General features: G+C 75.0%; 1 protein-coding gene (cut by a window edge). It reads left to right on the forward strand.

All coding sequences use genetic code 11. From position 1 onward, the window contains the following. Positions 1-19,658, forward strand: partial view of an SDR family NAD(P)-dependent oxidoreductase gene (locus AB0J08_RS31440; RefSeq protein WP_360641249.1) — the 5' portion only. 12,799 nt of this gene lie beyond the right edge of the window; only the first 19,658 of its 32,457 coding nucleotides appear in the window; its start codon is at positions 1-3; its stop codon lies off the right edge, out of view.

Below are 19,658 nucleotides of genomic sequence, written 5' to 3' on the forward strand. Positions count from 1 at the left end.
ATGCCCTTCGCACTCCCTTCTCCCGATTCTTCCGGCGGCGCAGTGGCGATCGTCGGCCTGTCCTGCCGGCTCCCGCAGGCACCCGACCCGGAATCCTTCTGGCGCCTGCTGAGCGACGGCCGGGACGCCGTCACGCCCGTCCCCGAGGGGCGGTGGGACGCCCCCGAGACGCGTGAGCTGCGCGGCGGCTTCCTGGACTCCATCGCCGAGTTCGACGCCGGCTTCTTCGGCATCGCGCCGAACGAGGCCGCGATGATGGACCCGCAGCAGCGGCTCGTCCTGGAACTGAGCTGGGAGGCGCTGGAGCACGCCGGCATCCTCCCCGCCGACCTGCGCGGCAGCGGCGCCGGCGTCTTCGTTGGCGCCATGGCGTGCGACTACGCCGCCCTGCTGCAGGGCGGCGGCGCGACCGCGCTGACCCGGCACAGCCTGGCCGGCGTCAGCCGCGCCCTGCTCGCCAACCGGGTCTCCTACGCGCTCGGTCTGCACGGCCCCAGCCTCACCGTCGACTCGGCGCAGTCCGCCTCGCTCACCGCCGTCCACCTGGCCTGCGAGAGCCTGCGCCGGGGCGAGTCCGACCTCGCCCTGGTCGGCGGCGTGAACCTCAACCTGACGCCGGAGAGCACGATCGCCGCCGCCCGGTTCGGCGCGCTGTCACCGGACGGCAGGTGCTTCACCTTCGACGCCCGCGCCAACGGGTACGTCCGCGGCGAGGGCGGCGGCATGGTCGTCCTCAAGCCGCTCGACCGCGCGCTGGCCGACGGCGACCGGATCCACGCGGTGATCGCCGGCAGTGCCGTCAACAGCGACGGCGCCGCCGAGGGGCTGACCGTCCCCGACCAGCACGCCCAGGAGGAGGTCGTCCGGCTCGCCCACCGGCGCGCCGGCGTCGACCCGGCGGACATCCAGTTCGTCGAGCTGCACGGCACCGGCACCAAGGTCGGCGACCCGATCGAGGCCCGCGCGCTCGGCACCGCCATCGGCGCGGCCAAGGAGCCCGGCCAGCCGCTGCTGGTCGGCTCGGCGAAGACCAACGTCGGCCACCTGGAGGGCGCGGCCGGCATCGTCGGCCTGCTGAAGACCGTGCTGGCCATCAGCCACCGGCAGCTGCCCGCCTCGCTCAACTTCGAGACGCCCAGCCCGCTCATCCCCTTCGACGAGCTGAACCTGCGGGTCGCCACCGAGCTGGGCCCCTGGCCGCGGGCCGACGTCCCGCTGGTCGCCGGCGTCAGCTCGTTCGGCATGGGCGGCACCAACTGCCACGTCGTCCTCGCCGAGTACCCGCGGGAGACGCCGGCGGACGAGCCGCTCCGGCACGCCGCCGGACCGCTGATCGTCCCGCTGGCAGCGCACAGCGAGGCCGCCCTGCGCGGCCAGGCCGGCCGGCTGCGGGACCACCTCGCCGCCGCGCCCGGCACCGACCCGGTCGCCCTCGCGCACGCCCTGGCCACCACCCGCACCGCGTTCGCCCACCGGGCGGCCGTCGTCCTGGACGGCGCGGACGAACCGGCCGCCGCCCTCGCCGGCGCGCTGGCGCGGCTCGCCGGGGGCGAGCCCGCCGCCGAGCTGGTGACCGGCCGGGCCGGCTCCGGCCGGATCGCCTTCCTCTACTCCGGCCAGGGCAGCCAGCGCCCCGGCATGGGCCGCGAACTCTACGACGCCCACCCGGAGTTCGCCCGGGCGCTGGACGAGATCGCGGCCGCCTTCGCGCCCCGGCTCGACCGTCCGCTACTGGACGTGATGTTCGCCGCCGAGGGCTCCCCCGACGCCGAGCTGCTCGACCGCACCGACTACACCCAGCCCGCGCTGTTCGCCTTCGAGGTCGCGCTCACCCGGCTGCTGGCGCACTGGGGCGTGCGCCCCGACCGGCTGGTCGGCCACTCCATCGGCGAGCTCGCCGCCGCCCACGTCGCCGGGGTGCTCACCCTCGCCGACGCCTGCGCGCTGGTCGCCGCCCGCGGCCGGCTGATGCAGGCCCTGCCGGCCGGCGGGGCGATGGTCGCCGTCGAGGCGACCGAGGACGAAGTCCTGCTGCTGCTCGCCGACCGCGCGCACGCCGTCGGCATCGCCGCCCTCAACGCCCCGGACTCGGTGGTGCTCTCCGGCGACGAGGCGCAGGTCGCCGCCGTCGCCGAGGAGTTCCGTGCCCTCGGCCGCAAGACCCACCGGCTGCGGGTCTCGCACGCCTTCCACTCCCCGCTGATGGAGCCGATGCTGGCGGAGTTCCGGCAGGTCGCGGAGAGCCTGGAGTACCGCGAACCGACCGTGCCGGTCGTCTCCAACCTGACCGGCACCCTGGTCACCGGCCGGGAGCTGTGCTCGCCCGAGCACTGGGTCCGCCACGTCCGCGACGCCGTCCGCTTCGCCGACGGCATCCGCGCGCTGGCCGAGGACGGCGTCACCACCTTCGCCGAGATCGGCCCGGGCTCGGTCCTGACCGCGCTCGGCGGCCGCTGCCTGCCGCAGGACGACGCGGGCGCCGCCGCGGCGGCCGATGCCGGCGTCACGTTCGTCGCGGCGCTGCGCGACAACCGCCCCGAGGTCGCCACCCTCGCCCGCGCGCTCGCCACGCTCCACGTCCGGGGCGCCCGGACGGACTGGGACACCCTCTACCCCGGCGCCACGGCCGACCGGCTCCCGCTGCCCACCTACGCCTTCCAGCGGGAGTACCACTGGCTCCCGGCCGGACCGGCCGGGCACGGCGAGTCGGCGCCCGCACTGCCGTCCGCGCCGCTGCCGGCCGTGCCGACGGTCCCGGTGCTGGGCTCCGATGCGGCCCGGTCCTGGGCCGGGCGGCTGGCCGGCCGCGCGCCGCACGAGCAGGACCGGACGCTGCTGGAACTGATCCGCGACAGCATCGCGCTCATCCTCGGCCACACCTCCTCGGCCGGTGTCAACACCGGCGCCTCGTTCAAGGAGCTCGGCTTCGACTCGCTGAGCGGCGTCGAACTGCGCAACCGGCTCTCCACCGCGCTCGGCCTGGCCCTGCCGAGCTCGCTGGTCTACGACTACCCGTCCCCGGCCGGCCTGGCCGGCTTCCTGCGCGACGAACTGCTCGGTGGCGCCGAGGCGGCCGCCGTCGCCGTCCGCGCCCCGGCCGCGCCCGACGAGCCGATCGCGATCGTCTCGATGGCCTGCCGCTTCCCCGGCGGCGTCGGCTCGCCCGAGGACCTCTGGCACCTGGTCGCCACCGCCACCGACGCGGTCGGCGAGTTCCCCGCCGACCGCGGCTGGGACCTCGCCCGGCTGTACAACCCGGACCCGGAGCACAGCGGCACCACCTACACCCGGCACGGCGGTTTCCTGACCGGCGCCACCGAGTTCGACGCCGCCTTCTTCGGGATCTCGCCGCGTGAGGCGCTGGCCATGGACCCGCAGCAGCGCCTGCTGCTGGAGACCTCCTGGGAGGCGATGGAGCGGGCCGGTATCGACCCGGCCACCCTGCGCGGCAGCCGCACCGGCGTCTTCGCCGGCGCGATGGCGCCCGACTACGGCCCCCGCCTGCACGAGGCCGCCGGCGTCGCCGAGGGCTACGTCCTCACCGGCACCTCCGGCAGCGTGACCTCGGGCCGGGTGTCCTACACCTTCGGCTTCGAGGGCCCCGCCGTCACCGTCGACACCGCCTGCTCGTCCTCCCTGGTCGCCCTGCACCTCGCGGCGCAGGCGCTGCGCTCCGGGGACTGCGACCTGGCACTGGCCGGCGGTGTCACCGTGATGTCGACGCCCGGCATGTTCGTCGAGTTCTCCCGCCAGCGCGGCGTCTCGGTGGACGGCCGCTGCCGCGCCTTCTCCGACTCCGCCGACGGGACCGGCTGGGCCGAGGGCGCGGGCGTGCTGCTCGTCGAGCGGCTCTCCGACGCCCGCCGCAACGGGCACCAGGTGCTCGCGGTCCTCAGGGGCTCCGCCGTCAACCAGGACGGCGCCTCCAACGGCCTGACCGCCCCCAACGGCCCCTCGCAGCAGCGCGTCATCCGGCAGGCCCTCGCCAACGCCGGCCTCACGGCCGCCGACGTGGACGCGGTCGAGGCGCACGGCACCGGCACGGTCCTGGGCGACCCGATCGAGGCCCAGGCCCTGCTCGCCACCTACGGCCAGGACCGTGCCGAGGACCGACCGGTCTGGCTCGGCTCCCTGAAGTCCAACATCGGCCACAGCCAGGCCGCGGCCGGTGTCGGCGGCATCATCAAGATGGTCATGGCGATGCGCAACGGCATGCTGCCGCAGACCCTCCACGTGGACGCACCGTCGCCGCACGTCGACTGGGAGGCCGGCGCCGTCGAGCTGCTGCGCGAGGCGCGCGAGTGGCCCGAGGACGGACGTCCGCGCCGGGCGGCCGTCTCCTCCTTCGGGATCAGCGGCACCAACGCCCACGTGATCATCGAGCAGGGCGAACCCGTCGAGGAGACTTCGGCGGATTCAGCTGAACTCCCGCTGGTGCCTTGGCTGGTGTCCGCCAAGGACGCCGCCTCGCTGGCCGCGCAGGCTGAGCGGTTGGCGGACTGGGCGGAGCTGGACGACGTTTCGCCGACTGTGGTCGGTGCTGCGCTGGCCGGTGGCCGTGCGGTGCTGGAGCGGCGTGCGGTGGTCGTGGGTGCGGACCGGGAGGAACTGGTCGCGGGGCTGCGGGCGTTGGCAGCGGACGGCGGGATCTCGGGTCCCGGTGCGGGTGGGCGGCTCGCCTTCCTGTTCACCGGGCAGGGGAGCCAGCGGGTCGGCATGGGTGCCGACCTGGCGGCCGCGTTCCCGGTGTTCGCGAGCGCGTTGGACGAGATCTGCCAGATCCTGGACCCGTTGGTGGGCCGGCCGCTGCGCGAGGTGATGTTCGAGGACGCCGACGGCGTGCTGGGCGAGACGGGGCTGACACAGCCCGCGCTGTTCGCCTTCGAGGTCGCGCTGTACCGGCTGCTGGAGTCGCTCGGCGTCCGCGCGGACGTGCTGGCCGGGCACTCGGTCGGCGAGATCGCCGCCGCCCACGTCGCCGGGGTCTTCGACCTCGCCGAGGCCTGCACCCTGGTTACTCACCGGGCCCGGCTGATGCAGGCGCTGCCGGCCGGTGGGGCGATGCTCGCCATCGCCGCCACCGAGGACGAGGTGCTGCCGCTGCTCGCCGGACACGAGGCCGAGGCGGGGATCGCTGCCGTCAACGGGCCCGCCGCCGTGGTCGTTTCGGGCAGTGAGGCGGCGATCGCCGCCATCGAGACGCAGACCACCGCGCGCACCAAGCGCCTGCGCGTCTCGCACGCCTTCCACTCCCCGCTCATGGACCCGATGCTCGCCGACTTCCGTGCGACGCTGGCCGACATCGACTTCCACGAGCCGACTCTGCCGGTCGTCTCCAACGTCACCGGCCGCCTGGCCGAACCCGGCCAACTGACCAACGCTGACTACTGGGTGGACCACGTCCGCCACGCCGTCCGCTTCGCCGACGGCGTCACCGCCACCGAAGCGGCGGTGTTCCTGGAGATCGGCCCCGACACCACCCTCACCGGCCTCGCCCAGCAGACCCTCGACGGCGGCGACGAGACCTTCGTCCCCACCACTCGTAAGGACCGCTCCGAGACCCGCAGTGTCGTGGAAGCCCTGGGTCGGCTCCACACCGTGGGCATCGACGTCGACTGGGCGACCTACTTCGCCCCCGTCGCGCCCCGCCGGGTCGACCTGCCCACCTACGCCTTCCAGCACCAGCGCTTCTGGCTCGTTCCGAGCGTGCCCGCCGCCCGTCCGACCGACCTCACCGGCCTGTTCGGCGTCGACTGGATCCCCGCCTCCGGCCCGGCCCGGAGCCGCGCGGCGGCCGAGGACATGCTGCTGCCGTGGGTCCTCGACGAGGCCGAAGCGACCGGAGCGACCACCGGGGAGACCGAGGAAGGCACCGACCTCGCCGCCCGCGCGCGCACCGCGGTCGGGCGGGTCCTCACGGCCGTCCAGGCCTGGCTTGCCGAGGAACACCCCGAGACCACCCGCCTGGTCGTGGTGACCCGGAGAGCGACCGGTCCCACCGTCGACGCTGCCGCGTCCGCCGTCTGGGGGCTGGTCCGATCGGTTCAGACCGAGTACCCCGGCCGGTTCGTCCTGGTCGACCACGACGGTGAGCGACCCGACGGCGCGGCCGTCACCGCCGCCCTCGCGCACTCCGCCGACGAGCCCCAACTGGCCGTCCGCGAGGGCCGCGTCCTCGTTCCCCGGCTGGTCCGGCGCGACGAGCGGGCCCCCGCCGCGGCCGACACCCCGTGGCCGGCCGACGGCACCGTGCTGATCACCGGCGCCACCGGCGCGCTGGGCCGGCTCTTCGCCCGCCACCTCGCCACCGCTCACGGCGTGCGCCACCTCGTCCTGGCCGGCCGCCGCGGTCCGCAGGCCCCGGGCGCGGCCGAGCTGGTGGCGGAGCTGGCCGAACTCGGCGTCCGCGCCCAGCTGGTCGCCTGCGACGTGACCGACCGGGCGGCGCTCGCCGCGCTGGTCGGCTCGCTGGACACGCTGACCGGCGTCGTGCACGCCGCCGGTGTCCTCGACGACGGCACCCTGCCCGGGCTCTCCGAGGAGCGGCTGGACACCGTGTGGCGGCCGAAGGCGGACACCGCCTGGCTGCTGCACGAGCTGACCCGTGACCGCGACCTGAGCGCGTTCGTGCTGTTCTCCTCCGTAGCCGCCACCCTCGGGAGCGCCGGCCAGGCCAACTACGCCGCTGCCAACGCCTTCCTGGACGGGCTCGCCCGCCACCGCCACGCCCTCGGCCTCCCGGTGACCTCGCTGGCCTGGGGCCTCTGGGAGGACACCACCGGCTCCGACGGCATGGCCGGCCGGCTCGACACCACCGCACTGGCCCGCTGGACGCGCCTGGGCATCGCCCCGCTGCCGCAGCTCGCGGGCATCTCGCTCTTCGACGCCGCGCTGTCCGGCGGGGCCGCGCTGACCGTCCCGGCCCGGCTCGACCTGGCCCGGCTCGACGCCTCCGCCCCCGCCCTGCTGCGCTCGCTGCTGGGCACCCCGGCCGAGCAGACCCTCCCGACCGGTGCCCGGCCCGCCGAGAGCACGCTCGCGCAGCGGCTGCGCGGCCTGGCCACGGACGAGCAGGAGCGCGCCCTGCTGGACCTGGTGCGCAGCCAGGCCGCCCTGGTCCTCGGCCATGTGACCCCCGGCGTGATCAGCGCGGACGGCGCTTTCAAGGCCGCCGGCTTCGACTCGCTGACGGCGGTCGAGCTCCGGAACAAGCTGAAGGCCGCCACCGGGCTCCAGCTGCCCAGCTCACTGCTGTACGACTACCCCTCGCCGGCCGCCCTCGCGGACTTCCTCCGCACCGAGCTCCTCGGCGACAGCACCGCCGGACCGGTCGCGCACGCCGTCGCGATCGCCGCCGACGAACCGATCGCGATCGTCGGCATGGGCTGCCGCTACCCCGGCGGCGTCGGCTCGCCCGAAGACCTCTGGCACCTCGTGGCGACCGGCACCGACGCCATCAGCGGCTTCCCCACCGACCGCGGCTGGGACCTGGAGAAGCTCTACCACCCCGACCCGGACCACCGCGGCACCGTCTACACCCGACACGGCGGCTTCCTGCACGAGGCCGGGCAGTTCGACGCGGCCTTCTTCGGGATCTCGCCGCGTGAGGCGCTGGCCATGGACCCGCAGCAGCGCCTGCTGCTGGAGACCTCCTGGGAGGCCATCGAGTACGCCCATCTCGACCCCGCCGACCTGCGCGGCAGCCGAACCGGCGTGTTCACCGGCATCGCGCCGCAGGAGTACGGCCCGCGCCGGCACGAGGCCCCGGAGAACGTCGAGGGCTACCTGCTGACGGGCGGGCTGGCCAGCGTCGCCTCGGGTCGCGTCTCGTACACCTTCGGCTTCGAGGGCCCGGCCGTCACGGTCGACACGGCCTGCTCCTCGTCGCTGGTCGCCCTCCACCTGGCCGTCCAGGCCCTGCGTTCGGGCGAGTGCGACCTGGCGCTCGCCGGTGGCGCGATGGTGATGGCCACGCCGGGGACGTTCGTCGAGTTCTCCCGCCAGCGCGGCCTCTCCACCGACGGCCGCTGCCGGGCCTTCTCCGCCGACGCCGACGGCACCGGCTGGGCCGAGGGCGTCGGCGTCCTGGTCGTCGAGCGGCTGTCCGACGCCCGCCGCAACGGCCACCGGGTGCTCGCGGTCGTCCGCGGCTCGGCGATCAACCAGGACGGCGCCTCCAACGGCCTGACCGCCCCCAACGGACCGTCCCAGCAGCGCGTCATCCGCCAGGCCCTCGCCAACGCCGGCCTCACGGCCGCCGAGGTCGACGCCGTCGAGGCGCACGGCACCGGCACCGCGCTCGGCGACCCGATCGAAGCTCAGGCCCTCCTCGCCACGTACGGCCAGAAGCGTTCCCAGGACAAGCCGCTCTGGCTCGGCTCGATGAAGTCCAACATCGGGCACGCCCAGGCCGCGGCCGGGGTCGGCGGCATCATCAAGATGGTCATGGCGATGCGCAACGGCGTGCTGCCGCAGACCCTCCACGTGGGCGAGCCCTCGCCGCACGTCGACTGGGAGGCCGGCGCCGTCGAGCTGCTGCGCGAGGCGCGCGAGTGGCCCGAGGAAGGACACCCGCGCCGGGCGGCCGTCTCCTCCTTCGGCGTCAGCGGCACCAACGCACACGTCATCATCGAGCAGGGCGAACCCGTCGAGGAGGCTTCGGCCAAGGCGCCTGAACTCCCGCTGCTGCCCTGGCTGATGTCGGCGAAGGGCCCCGAGGCGCTGCGGGCCCAGGCCACCCGCCTGGACACCTGGGTGGCCGAGCAGCCGGAGCTCGACGATCCGGCGCTCGCCTGGTCCTTGGCAACCGGCCGGAGCACGCTGGAGCAGCGTGCGGTGATCCTGGGCGCGAGCCGGGACGAACTGGTCGCCGGGCTGCGGACGTTGGCGGCGGGCGAGGCCGCTCCGGGGCTGGTGACCGGCTCCGGTGCGGGTGGGCGGCTTGCCTTCCTGTTCACCGGGCAGGGGAGCCAGCGGGTCGGCATGGGTGCCGACCTCGCGGCCGCGTTCCCGGTGTTCGCGACGGCGTTGGACGAGATCTGTGCGGTGCTGGACCCGTTGGTGGGCCGGTCGCTGCGTGAGGTGATGTTCGAGGACGCCGAGGGTGTGCTGGGCAAGACGGGGCTGACGCAGCCGACGTTGTTCGCCTTCGAGGTGGCGTTGTACCGGCTGCTGGAGTCCCTGGGTGTCCGCGCGGACGTCCTGGCCGGGCACTCCGTCGGTGAGATCGCCGCCGCGCACGTCGCCGGGGTCTTCGACCTGGCCGACGCCTGCACGCTCGTCGCTCACCGCGCCCGGCTGATGCAGGCCCTGCCCGCCGGCGGGGCGATGCTGGCCATCGCCGCTACCGAGGCCGACGTCCTGCCGCTGCTCGCCGGGCACGAGGCGGAGGCGGGGATCGCCGCCGTCAACGGGCCCTCCGCCGTGGTGGTTTCGGGTTCCGAGGCGGCGATCGCCGCGATCGAGGCGCAGACCACTGCGCGCACCAAGCGGCTGCGGGTGTCGCACGCCTTCCACTCCCCGCTCATGGACCCGATGCTGGCCGACTTCCGTGCGGCACTGGCCGACATCGTCTTCCACGAGCCGACCATTCAGGTCGTCTCCAACGTCACCGGCCGCCTGGCCGATCCTGGTCAACTGACCAGCGTTGACTACTGGGTGGACCACGTCCGCCAGGCGGTGCGGTTCGCCGACGGCGTCACCGCCACTCAGGGCTCCGTGTTCCTGGAGATCGGCCCCGACGGCACGCTGACCGGACTCGCCCAGCAGACCCTCGACGGCGGCGAGACGTTCGTCCCCACCACCCGCAAGGACCGCGACGAGACCCGCACCCTCCTCGAAGCCCTCGCCCGACTCCACACCACCGGTCTGCCCGTCGACTGGTCGCCGCTGCTCACCCCCGCGCGCCGCCTCGACCTGCCCACCTACGCCTTCCAGCATCAGCACTTCTGGCTCGACTCGGTCAGCCCCGCCGGCGGCGACGTCACGTCCGCCGGTCTGGGCGTCGTGGACCACCCGCTGCTCAGCGCCCTGGTCCCCGCCCCGGACTCCGAGGGCCTCACCCTCACCGGCCGCCTCTCGCTCAAGACCCACCCCTGGCTCGCCGACCACACCGTCAACGACGTGGTCGTCCTCCCCGGCACGGCGTTCCTCGAACTCGCCCTCCGGGCGGCCGCCGAGACCGAGGACTGCACGGCCGTCACCGAGCTGACCCTGGAGGCGCCGCTCGCCATCGCACCGGACCGGCCGGTCCAGCTGCAGGTGGTCGTGGCCGACCCGGACGCGACCGGGCGCCGCGCCGTCACCGTTCACTCCCGCCCGCAGGACGCCGACACCTGGCAACGGCACGCGCAGGGCGTCCTCGCCCCCACCACCGACGCGCCCACCACCGACCTGGCCGCCTGGCCGCCGACCGGGGCGCTCCCGATCGACGTCGAACGGCTCTACGAGGACCTGACCGCCACCGGCCTGGACTACGGCCCCGTCTTCCAGGGCCTCACCGCAGCCTGGCGACTCGACGGCGACGTCTACGCCGAGATCGACCTCCCCGAGGACGCCCACGCCGACGCCCGGCGGTTCGGCCTGCACCCCGCACTGCTCGACGCCGCCCTGCACTCGATCACCCTCGGCGACCTGCTCCCCGCACCCGCCCCCGGCCGCCCCCATCTGCCCTTCGCCTGGTCCGGTGTGGCGCTGCACGCGGCAGGCGCGACCTCGCTGCGGGTCCGCACGGTGGCGACCGGAGCCGGTGAGCTGGCGCTCAGTGTCTCCGACCGGTCCGGCGCGCCGGTACTGGCCGTGGAGTCGCTGGCGGTCCGGCCGGCCTCCCCCGTCCGCCCCGCCGGTGCCACCCCCTACGAGGTGGCGTGGCCCGCCCTCGCGGCGGCCACCGCCCCGGCCGCCGCCACCGGCTCCGCCGTGGTCCTCGACGACCCGGCCGCGCTGGGCGAGGCCGTCGCCGACGCGGTGCCCGAGCTGGTCCTCGTCCGCATCGCCGCCGGCGACGCCCACGAGCCCGTCCACCGGGCGCTGGAGCTGCTCCAGGAGTGGCTGGCGGACGAGCGGCTCGGCCACGCCCGGCTGGCCCTCGTGACCGGCGGCGCGGTCGCCGCCGTGGACGGGGACGTACCGGACCTCTCGACCGCCCCGGTCTGGGGCCTGGTCCGCTCCGTGCAGTCCGAGCACGCGGGCCGGTTCGTCCTGGTCGACACCGACGGCCACCCCGACTCCGAGGCCGCCCTGGTGCGGGCCTGTGCCTCCGGGGAGCCGCAGCTGGCGCTCCGGGCCGGCACGGTGCACGTGCCGCGTCTGGTCCCCGCCACCGCGCCCGCCGACGGCGGCGGCGAGGCCCCGTTCGGCGACCCCGCCGGCACGGTGCTGCTCACCGGTGGCACCGGCGAGCTGGGCGCCCTGTTCGCCCGCCGCCTCGTCGCCGAGTACGGCGTCCGGCACCTGCTGCTGGCCGGTCGCCGAGGCGCCGCCGCACCGGGCGCCGACGCCCTGGCGGCCGAACTCGCCGCGCTCGGCGCCGAGGTGACGCTCGCCGCCTGCGACGTCTCCGACCGCTCCGAGGTCGCCGCCCTGCTCGCCGGCGTCCCCGCCGACCGGCCGCTGACGGCCGTCGTCCACCTCGCCGGGATCGTCGACGACGGCGCCGTCACCTCGCTGAGCCGCGAGCGGATCGACCGCGTCTTCGCTCCCAAGGCCGACGCCGCCCTGCACCTGCACGAGCTGACCCGGGACCTCGGCCTGGCCGCCTTCGTGCTGCACTCGTCCGTCGCGGGCACCATCGGCAGCGCCGGCCAGGCCAACTACGCCGCCGCCAACGTCTACCTGGACGCCCTCGCCCTGCGCCGCCGCGCCGAGGGCCTGCCCGCCGTGGCGCTCGCCTGGGGCCTCTGGGAGCTCGACGCCGGCATGGCGGGCGCCCTCGGCGACGCCGACCGGGCACGGCTCGGCCGGACCGGCATCGCCCCGATGCCCGCCGCCGAAGGCCTCGCGCTCTTCGACGCCGCGCTGGGGCTCGACACCGCCGTCCCGGTCCTCGCCCGGCTGGACACCGCCGCGCTGCGCCGCCAGGACGACATCCCGGCCGTCTTCCGCGGCCTGGTCCGTGCGCCGGTCCGGCGCGCGACCGCTGCCGACACCGCCCGCGCCGCCGGCCTCGCCCTCGCCGACCGCGGCGCGCTGATCGGCCTCATCCGCACCAACGCGGCCCTCGTCCTCGGCCACCAGGACGCCACCACCGTCGACACCGGGGCCGCGTTCAAGGAGCTGGGCTTCGACTCGCTCAGCGCCGTCGAGCTGCGCAACCGCCTCAACGCCGCCACCGGCCTGCGCCTGTCCGCCACCCTGCTGTTCAACTTCCCCACGGTCGAGGGCCTCGCCGACCACCTCTACGAGCAGCTCACCGGCACCGCGAGGGCACGCACCACCACCGTCGCCCGGACGGCGCCGCTCGACGAGCCGATCGCGATCGTCGGCATGGCCTGCCGCTACCCCGGCGACATCGCCTCGCCCGAGGACCTCTGGAGCCTGTTGACCCGGGGCGGCGAGGCGATCACCGGCTTCCCGGTCAACCGTGGCTGGGACCTCGACCACCTGTACCACCCCGACCCCGACCACCCCGGCACCAGTTACACCCGCGAGGGCGGCTTCCTGCACGACGCGGACCGCTTCGACCCGGCGTTCTTCGGCATCTCGCCGCGCGAGGCGACCGCGATGGACCCGCAGCAGCGCCTGTTGCTGGAGACCTCCTGGGAGGCCGTCGAGCGGGCAGGCATCGACCCGACCGGTCTGCGCGGCAGCCGGACCGGCGTCTTCGCCGGCGTGATGTACCACGACTACGGCGGCCGGCTCCCGCAGGCGCCCGAGGGCTTCGAGGGTTTCGTCATCAACGGCAGCGCGGGCAGCATCGCCTCGGGCCGGGTGTCCTACACCTTCGGCTTCGAGGGCCCGGCGGTGACGGTGGACACGGCCTGCTCGTCCTCGCTGGTCGCCCTGCACCTCGCGGCCCAGGCGCTGCGCTCGGGCGAGTGCGACCTCGCGCTGGCGGGTGGCGTCACCGTGATGGCGACCCCGGGTGTCTTCGTCGAGTTCTCGCGCCAGCGCGGCCTGGCCGCCGACGGGCGCTGCAAGGCCTTCTCGGCCTCGGCGGACGGCACCGGCTGGGCCGAGGGCGCGGGCATGCTGCTCGTCGAGCGGCTCTCCGACGCCCGCCGCAACGGCCACCGGGTGCTCGCGGTGGTGCGCGGTTCGGCGATCAACCAGGACGGCGCCTCCAACGGTCTGACCGCCCCCAACGGCCCCGCGCAGGAGCGGGTGATCCGGCAGGCGCTGGTCAACGCGGGCCTGGCGGCGGCCGAGGTGGACGCGGTGGAGGCGCACGGCACCGGCACGGTGCTGGGTGACCCGATCGAGGCCCAGGCCCTGCTCGCCACCTACGGCCAGGACCGTGCCGAGGAGCAGCCGTTGTGGCTCGGCTCCCTGAAGTCCAACATCGGCCACTCGCAGGCGGCTGCCGGGGTCGGCGGCATCATCAAGATGATCATGGCGATGCGGCACGGCGTGCTGCCGCAGACCCTGCACGTGGACGAGTCCTCACCCCACGTGGACTGGACGGCCGGCGCCGTCGAACTGCTGCGCGAGGCGCGCGAGTGGCCTGAGGACGGACGCCCGCGCCGGGCCGGCGTCTCGTCGTTCGGCGTCAGCGGCACCAACGCCCACGTCATCCTGGAACAGGGCGAGCCGGAGACCTCGCCGGTGAGCACAGGCGAACTTCCGCTGGTGCCCTGGCTCGTGTCCGCAGCCGACGACGAGGCGCTGCGGGCGCAGGCCTCGCGGCTCGCCGACTGGGCGGAGCAGGACGGGACTTCGGCGGCTGTGGTCGGTGCGGCGCTCGCGGGTGGCCGTGCGGTGCTGGAGCGGCGTGCGGTGGTCGTGGGCGCGGACCGGGAGGAACTGGTCGCCGGGCTGCGGGCGTTGGCCGTGGACGGTGGGATCTCGGGTTCCGGTGCGGGTGGGCGGCTCGCCTTCCTGTTCACCGGGCAGGGGAGCCAGCGGGTCGGGATGGGTCGTGAACTGGCTTCCGCGTTCCCGGTGTTCGCGAGCGCGGTGGACGAGATCTGTGCGGTGCTGGACCCGTTGGTGGGCCGGTCGCTGCGGGAGGTGATGTTCGAAGACGCCGACGGCGTGCTGGGCGAGACGGGGCTGACGCAGCCCGCGCTGTTCGCCTTCGAGGTCGCGCTCTACCGGCTGCTGGAGTCCCTCGGCGTTCGCGCGGACGTCCTGGCCGGGCACTCCGTCGGTGAGATCGCCGCCGCATACGTCGCCGGAGTGTTCGACCTGGCCGACGCCTGCACCCTGGTCGCCCACCGGGCACGCCTGATGCAGGCGCTGCCCGCCGGTGGGGCGATGCTCGCCATCGCCGCGACCGAGACCGACGTCCTGCCGCTGCTCGCCGGACACGAGGCCGAGGCGGGGATCGCCGCCGTCAACGGGCCCGCCGCCGTGGTCGTTTCGGGCAGTGAGGCGGCGATCGCCGCCATCGAGGCACAGGCATCCGCGCGGACCAAGCGCCTGCGGGTCTCGCACGCCTTCCACTCGCCGCTCATGGACCCGATGCTGGCCGACTTCCGGGACGCCATCGGCACGGTGACCTTCCACGAGCCGACTCTGCCGGTCGTCTCCAACGTCACCGGCCGCCTCGCCGAACCCGGCCAACTGACCACCCTCGACTACTGGGTGGACCACGTCCGCCAGGCGGTCCGCTTCGCCGACGGCATCACCGCCACCGAAGCGGCGGTATTCCTGGAGATCGGCCCCGACGGCACGCTGACCGGACTCGCCCAGCAGACCCTCGACGGCGGCGACGAGACCTTCGTCCCCACCGCCCGCAAGGACCGCTCCGAGAACCGCACCCTCCTCGAAGCCCTCGCCCGACTCCACACCATCGGCATCGACGTCGACTGGGCGACATACTTCACCCCCGCCGCCGCCACCGGCCACGTCGACCTCCCCACCTACGCCTTCCAGCGCAGCCGCTACTGGCTCGACCAGAGCCTGCCCGCCGGTGACGTGACGTTCGCCGGTCTGGGCGCCGTCGATCACCCTCTGCTCAGCGCCCTCGTCCCCGCCCCGGACTCCGACGGCCTCACGCTCACCGGCCGCCTCTCGCTGGCCGCCCAGCCCTGGCTCGCCGACCACACCGTCAACGACGCCGTGGTCGTCCCCGGCGCCGCTCTCGCCGAACTCGCCCTGCGGGCCGGCGAGGAGGTCGGCAGCCCCGTGCTGGACGAGCTCACTCTCAGCACGCCGATGGTTCTGCCGGCCAGTGGCAGCCTCCAGCTCCAGGTGGTCGTCGCCGCTGCCGAACCGTCCGGCCGCCGACCGGTGGCCGTCCACTCCCGGACCGAGGAGGCCCCGGACTGGGCCCGCAACGCCCAGGGCTTCCTCGCCCCCGCCACCGACGCGCCCGCGTACGACCTCGCCGCCTGGCCGCCGCCGGGCGCCGAGCCGCTCGCCGTGGACGAGCTCTACCCGGACCTCGCCGCGACCGGTGTCGGCTACGGCCCGGCCTTCCAGGGCCTCACCGCCGCCTGGCGACTCGACGGCGACGTCTACGCCGAGATCTCCCTCCCCGAGGACGCCCACGCCGACGCCCGACGGTTCGGCCTGCACCCCGCGCTGCTCGACGCCGCCCTGCACGCCGTCGCCCTGGACGGCCTGCTCCCGCGCGCCGAGCCCGGCCGGCCCTACCTGCCGTTCGCCTGGGAGCGGCTGTCCCTGCACGCCACCGGCGCGACCGTGCTGCGGGTCAAGGTCACCCCGACCGGCTCGACCGGCGTCGTCGCCGTGGCCATGGCGGACGCCGCCGGAGCGCCTGTCGCCGAGATCGGCTCGCTCACCCTGCGCGCGCAGTCGGCAGCGCGGTCCACCGCCGCCCAGCGCTCGTTGTTCCAGCTGGACTGGGTGCCTGCCGGGCCGGCCGCCCGGGAGTCCTTCACCCAGGTCCTCCTGGAGCTGCCCGCGTCCGGCGCGTCCGTCCCCGAGGCGGTCCGCACGGCGGTGGACACCGTCCTGACATCCGTGCAGGACTGGCTGGCGGCCGAGCGGTCCGACGGCCGTCTGGTGGTCGTGACACGGGGTGCGGTATCGGTGGATCCGGCGGAGCCGGTGCGGGATCTCGCCCACGCCGCCGTCTGGGGTCTGGTGCGGGCCGCGCAGGCCGAGCAGCCGGACCGGTTCGTGCTGGTGGACGTGGACGACGCGCCGCTGTCGCGTGCCGCGCTCGCCGGGGCCGTGGCCTCCGGGGAGCCGCAGTCGGCGATCCGGGTCGGTGAGGTCCGGGTGCCGAGGCTCACCCGCGCCATCGTCCCGGAGAGCAGCGGCGAGCCGGCCTTCGGGCCCGACTCCATCGTCCTGATCACGGGCGGTACGGGCGCGCTGGGCGCACTGGTCGCCCGCCACCTGGTCACCGCCCACGGGGTCGGCACGCTCGTCCTGCTCAGCCGGCGCGGAGCCGACGCCCCCGGCGCGGCCGCCCTGGTCGAGGAGCTGACCGCGCTCGGCGCCCGGGTCACCGTCGCCGCCTGCGACCTCGCCGACCGGGCCGCCCTGACCGGGGCGATCGAAGGGCTCCCGCTGACCGCGGTCATCCACACCGCCGGAGTCCTGGACGACGGCGTGGTCACGGCCCTCACCCCCGAACGCTTCGACGCCGTCCTGCGCCCCAAGGCCGACGCCGCATGGCACCTGCACGAGCTCACCCGTGACCTCGGGCTGACGGCGTTCGTCCTCTTCTCGTCCGTCTCCGGCACGCTCGGCAGCCCCGGGCAGGCCAACTACGCCGCCGCCAACACCTTCCTGGACGCCCTCGCCCAGCACCGCGCCGCGCAGGGCCTGCCCGCCACCTCCCTCTCCTGGGGCCTCTGGGGCGGCCCCGGCATGGGCGGCGAACTGAGCGAGACCGAGCTGCGCCGTCTGGAACGGGCCGGCATCACTCCGCTGCCGGTCGAGGACGGCCTGGCACTGCTCGACGCCACCGCGGCAGGTGACCGGGCGGCACTCGTCCCGGCCGCGCTGAGCCTGCCCGCCCTCCAGGACCAGGCCCGCGCCGGCACGCTCGCGGCCGTCCTGCGCAGCCTCGTCCGGACCCCGGCCCGCCGGGCGGGCGCCGCCACGGCCGCCACTACGACGGCCGGCGCCACCGCCGACCCCCGGGAGCTGCTGCGGTTGGTCCGGGACCAGATCGCCTCGGTGCTCGGCTTCGCCGACGGCAGCGCCGTCGACCCGTCCCGCCGGTTCCAGGACCTCGGCTTCGACTCCCTCACCGCCGTCGAGCTGCGCAACCGCCTCAACTCCGCCACCGGGCTCCGCCTCCCGGCGACGCTCGTCTTCGACTACCCGTCCGCCCAGGCCGTCACCGACTACCTGGCCGGCGAGCAGGACACCCGTGGCCGCCGGGCCGTCGCCGCCACCACGGCGGCGGACGAGCCGATCGCGATCGTCGGCATGGCCTGCCGCTACCCCGGCGGAGTCACCTCGCCGGAGCAGCTGTGGCAGCTGATCGCCACCGGCGCGGACGCGATCGGCGAGTTCCCGACCGACCGCGGCTGGGACCTGGAGCGGCTCTACGACCCCAACCCGGAGACGGCCGGCACCTCGTACGCCCGGCACGGCGGGTTCCTCTACGACGCGGGCGAGTTCGACCCCGGGTTCTTCGGCATCTCGCCGCGCGAGGCGCTCGCGACCGACCCGCAGCAGCGCCTGCTGCTGGAGACCTCGTGGGAGGCCGTCGAGCGGGCCGGCATCGACCCGACCGCGCTGCGCGGCAGCCGGACCGGTGTCTTCGCCGGTGTGATGTACCACGACTACGCCACCCAACTCGGCTCCACACCTGCTGAGTTGGAGGGACTGATCGGGATCGGCACCTCCGGCAGCGTCGCCTCGGGCCGGGTGTCCTACACCTTCGGCTTCGAGGGCCCGGCAGTGACGGTGGACACGGCGTGCTCGTCGTCACTGGTCGCCCTGCACCTCGCGGCCCAGGCGCTGCGCTCCGGCGAGTGCGACCTGGCGCTGGCCGGCGGCGCGACCGTCATGGCCACCCCGGGCACGTTCGTGGAGTTCTCCCGCCAGCGCGGCCTGTCACCGGACGGGCGCTGCCGGGCGTTCGCCGCCGGGGCGGACGGCACCGGCTGGGGCGAGGGCGTCGGCATGCTCCTCGTCGAGCGCCTCTCCGACGCGCGCCGCAACGGCCACCAGGTGCTCGCCGTACTGAAGGGTTCGGCCGTCAACCAGGACGGCGCGTCCAACGGCCTGACCGCCCCCAACGGACCCTCGCAGCAGCGGGTGATCCGCCAGGCGCTCGCGAACGCCGGGCTGACGGCTGCGGACGTGGACGCGGTAGAGGCCCACGGCACCGGCACCGCGCTCGGGGACCCGATCGAGGCCCAGGCGCTGCTCGCCACCTACGGCCAGGAGCGTTCCCAGGACAAGCCGTTGTGGCTCGGCTCGGTGAAGTCCAACATCGGTCACACCCAGGCGGCCGCCGGTGTCGCAGGCGTCATCAAGATGGTGATGGCGATGCGCAACGGTGTACTGCCGCAGAGTCTCCACATCGACGCTCCGTCCCCGCACGTCGACTGGTCCGACGGCACCGTGCAGTTGCTGGCCGAGGCCCGGGACTGGGCCGGCGGCGGCGCGCCGCGCCGCGCCGCCGTCTCCTCCTTCGGCATCAGCGGCACCAACGCGCACGTCATCATCGAGCAGGGCGAACCGGATACCGCTGCGGTGCACGCGGGCGAACTCCCGCTGGTGCCCTGGCTGGTGTCCGCCAAGGACGCCGCCTCGCTGGCCGCGCAGGCCGAGCGGCTCGCGGACTGGGCGGAGCAGGACGGGACTTCGCCGACCGTGGTCGGTGCGGCGCTGGCCGGTGGCCGTGCGGTGCTGGAGCGGCGTGCGGTGGTCGTGGGTGCGGACCGGGACGAACTGGTCGCCGGGCTGCGGTCGTTGGCCGTGGACGGTGGGATCTCGGGTTCCGGTGCGGGTGGGCGGCTCGCCTTCCTGTTCACCGGGCAGGGGAGCCAGCGGGTCGGGATGGGTCGTGAACTGGCTTCCGCGTTCCCGGTGTTCGCCAACGCATTGGACGAGATCTGTGCGGTGCTGGACCCGCTGGTGGGCCGATCGCTGCGCGAGGTGATGTTCGAAGACGCCGACGGTGTGCTGAACGAGACCGGGCTGACGCAGCCCGCGCTGTTCGCCTTCGAGGTCGCGCTCTACCGTCTGCTGGAGTCCCTCGGCGTTCGCGCGGACGTGCTGGCCGGGCACTCGGTCGGTGAGATCGCCGCCGCACACGTCGCCGGAGTGTTCGACCTCGCCGACGCCTGCACCCTGGTCGCCCACCGCGCCCGCCTGATGCAGGCCCTCCCGGCCGGCGGGGCGATGCTCGCCATCGCCGCCCCCGAGGCCGACGTCCTGCCGCTGCTCGCCGGACACGAGACGGAGGCGGGGATCGCCGCCGTCAACGGGCCCGCCGCCGTGGTCGTCTCCGGCTCCGAGGCGGCGATCGCCGCCATCGAGACGCAGACCACCGCGCGCACCAAGCGCCTGCGCGTCTCGCACGCCTTCCACTCACCGCTCATGGACCCGATGCTCGCCGA

The organism is Kitasatospora sp. NPDC050463 (assembly GCF_040655255.1).
Lineage (GTDB): Bacteria > Actinomycetota > Actinomycetes > Streptomycetales > Streptomycetaceae > Kitasatospora.